At 42.8% G+C, this 3160-nt stretch carries 3 protein-coding genes; all 3 read left to right on the top strand.

Going from position 1 to position 3160, the window contains the following annotated elements; translation table 11 throughout:
• On the top strand, positions 1–850 hold an 850-nt coding region (locus tag Q3O60_RS17440; protein WP_305895204.1), incomplete at its 5' end, for a BaiN/RdsA family NAD(P)/FAD-dependent oxidoreductase.
• 68 nt (positions 851–918) lie between these two features.
• Positions 919–1749: a TnsA endonuclease N-terminal domain-containing protein gene (locus Q3O60_RS17435; RefSeq protein WP_305895203.1), complete on the top strand. Its 831-nt coding sequence runs from the start codon at positions 919–921 to the stop codon at positions 1747–1749.
• On the top strand, positions 1736–3160 hold a 1425-nt coding region (locus Q3O60_RS17430), incomplete at its 3' end, for a TnsB C-terminal domain-containing protein (protein ID WP_305895202.1). The genes Q3O60_RS17435 and Q3O60_RS17430, both read left to right, overlap by 14 nt.

Here is a 3160-nt window from a genome sequence, read left to right as displayed (position 1 = left end):
ACAGATCACCGAGGTGAGCGTTGCCAATGGGTTATATAGTATCAGCACTGCAGAGCAAACCCGGCAGTGCCAAAGTCTGGTGGTAGCCAGTGGCGGTTTAAGTTTACCCAACTTGGGCGCGACGGCGTTTGGCTTTCAACTGGCCGAGCAGTTTGGCATACCTGTATTGCCTCTTAGAGCTGCACTGGTTCCCCTGACGTGGCAGCCGAGTGATAAAACCGTGTTTGAAGCCATCAGTGGTGTTTCGTTGCCAGTGACCGCTGAGGCCAACAGTACGGTATTCCCGGAGGATATGCTGTTTACCCATCGTGGCTTGAGTGGGCCTGCTATTTTGCAAATATCTAACTACTGGCAGCCGGGTGATGAGGTCATTGTGAATATGTCACCGGATTTGGATCTGGCTGAATTTCTCTTGGCTCAGCAACAAGTGCACCCAGAGCAGGAAGTAAAAACTGTGCTCAGCAAACGGCTACCAAAGCGTTTGGTGGAAAAACTGTTGGAGTTGCAGCTGTTCAGCAATCAGCCTCTGAAAGCACTCAACCCGAAAAGTATCCGACAGATAGCCGATAGCCTGCATGGCTATGTATTTAAACCTAATGGCACCGAGGGCTATCGCACTGCAGAGGTCACTATTGGCGGGGTAAATACCGATTATTTATCGTCAAAAACCATGGAGGCAAAAAACCAGTCTGGGCTGTACTTTATTGGCGAAGTGGTCGACGTCACTGGCTGGCTGGGTGGCTACAATTTCCAATGGGCCTGGGCCAGCGGTTGGGTAGCAGGGCAGTTGTCTAGCGACAAAAAAGTTTGCCCGTTAGCAAAAAAGTTTGCCCGTTACGAAGATTTTTGACAAAAAAGTTTGCCCTTTAATGTTTGTGGACTAATGTAGGTTGAGTTTCTACAGCAATTGAGGCATTAATGGGGAAGACTAGGAATCTTGAAACGATAAGTGACTTTCAGCGAGCATTGCGCCAAGGGTATGGTCTGGGGAGTGGTAAAGATTATAAGCCTTGGTTAAGGATTCAAGATGTTAAATCAAAGGGGAAACGATCTGCGATTCATGGGTTAAAAACGGATCGTACACATCATCTACTATCGTCTGGTGAAGCTGAATTATTCTATCTTGTTGAATTTGCTAATAGTGTGGTTGATATCAGAGAGCAATTTCCTATTTTTCCGTTAACATACACACAAAAAGTCGCTGAGCTTATCGGGGTTGAACATCCCAAACATCCAGTTTCGAAAGATCCTATCATCATAACGACAGATGTACTTTTAACTAAGCGATCTGGTAACACCCAGAATACGTCATTTCACGCAATTTCAGTGAAGCTTGACTCGTTCCTTAAAGATTCTAGGGCGGTTGAGAAGCAAGATTTGGAGAGAGTCTGCTGGGAGTTGCTGGGTGTTCCATTTAGCCTTTATGTCAGCAACGAAAAAAGTATGACTAAAAGTGCAAATATCACATGGGCTACAGCTCCCTTAAGAGATGGCAGTTGTCACTTTGATAGCGATCAAATTATTACAGCATTAAACCTTATATCTGTTGGTCGTTTCTATTTGGCCGATTTGCATGAAAAGTTTGAGAATAATCAGGTTGCGGACAATTGCGATGATTTGGTTCGCTTTTTAATAGCAAGACGATATATATCGGTTGATCTTGACTACAGGATTCCTGAACAAGGAATTGTCGATATACAAAACGTCGTTAGGTTAAATGGCAAGGTTGCGATAAATGAAGCTTCGTAATAACGATGTCTGGTTATTGTCTGGTTCAGCGATTCTCAAAGATGGGAAATATAGATTACTTTCCACCTTGGAACAGATCGACACATTATTGCTATTCCCTCTGGATGACCAACGATTAAGTGTTAAACCTATTGCCCTGTCTGTTACTACTTTCTTTCTTGAAGTCAAAGAGAGGCATGCAAAACTGTCAGAATATAAATCGCCTACTTACTTAACAAGAGACTTAGCTGAACTTCCTGCAAGCTATCTCGAAAAGATGGAAAGAAACTTTGATAGCATCAAGGGTCTTATTTCAAATCATGCTTTTTTATTTGAGTACGCAACCAAGCAGCGCTCAAAAGCACTTGCTATACATGCGTCAGTTGTGGGACGAGGCCGTAAAGAACTGTCTAGGCTACTTACCAATTATTGGAGAAATGGACAGTTAAAATTAGCACTCGTCCCGAGGTATGAACTTTGCGGTGGAACTGGGAAAGAAAAAACATTCAGTGATCATGCTAATGGGGCTCCGATTAAAGCAAGAACACTTGCGATGGAACGCCGTGAAAAGTATGTGATGAAAGAACAAGATCGAAAAATATTCCGTAAAGTCATTTCAAGTAACTATCTTAAGGAATCGGCCCCGTCAATAAAAGACGTCTATGAGCAAATGCTCGACGACTATTATGGTCAAGAAAAAATTCGGGCCCGGCTTGATAAGAGACCACCGCTTTTACCTTCCTACAAACAGTTTTGCTATTTTTTAAAAAATAAGTTTAATAAAAATGAAATTGTGGAGAAAAGAACATCTGAACAAGATTACCTCAGAAATAAAAGGGGTATTTTGGGAGTCTCAACTCAACGCAGCGCCTTACCCGGTAGTGTTTTCGAAATTGATGCTACGGTAGCTGACGTGCATATAGTATCTGAGTTTGGTCCTCAATATATATTGGGAAGACCAACGATTTATATTGTTATAGATAGAGCAAGCAGACTTATCGCAGGACTCCACGTTTCGCTGTATTTCGCGTCGTGGAGAGCTGCCAGACAAGCACTTGCTAACAGTTTTTTGCCAAAACAAGAGTTCTGTAGACTTTTCGGTATTGATATAGCAGAAGCCGAATGGCCATGTGCAGATTTACCACTAGAGTTAGTCGGTGATAACGGTGAAATGATCGGCTTAGAGCCAACCGTGAAAGTATCACCTATGACCCAATTATCTTTCAATCCTCCGTATAGGCCTGATGGGAAGGGAGTTGTTGAGAAAAGATTTGATATTCTTAACAAAAAAAGTATTCACAAGCTAATGGGTACAACCAGAGGAGGTAAAGTTATTCGAGGTGATCGCGACCCACGCAAGGACGCAGTCATGACTCTCTCTGAAGTAACGCGAATATTAATACTAGAGGTACTAGTTCATAATAAATCAGTG

This window comes from Alkalimonas collagenimarina (assembly GCF_030717845.1).
GTDB classification, from domain to species: Bacteria; Pseudomonadota; Gammaproteobacteria; order Enterobacterales; family Alteromonadaceae; genus Alkalimonas; species Alkalimonas collagenimarina.
This window is presented reverse-complemented; position numbering and strand designations above follow the sequence as displayed.

Excerpts from the sequence above, each read along its gene's own strand:
- Q3O60_RS17435 (WP_305895203.1), top strand. The coding sequence starts at position 919 with ATGGGGAAGACTAGGAATCTTGAAACGATAAGTGACTTTCAGCGAGCA.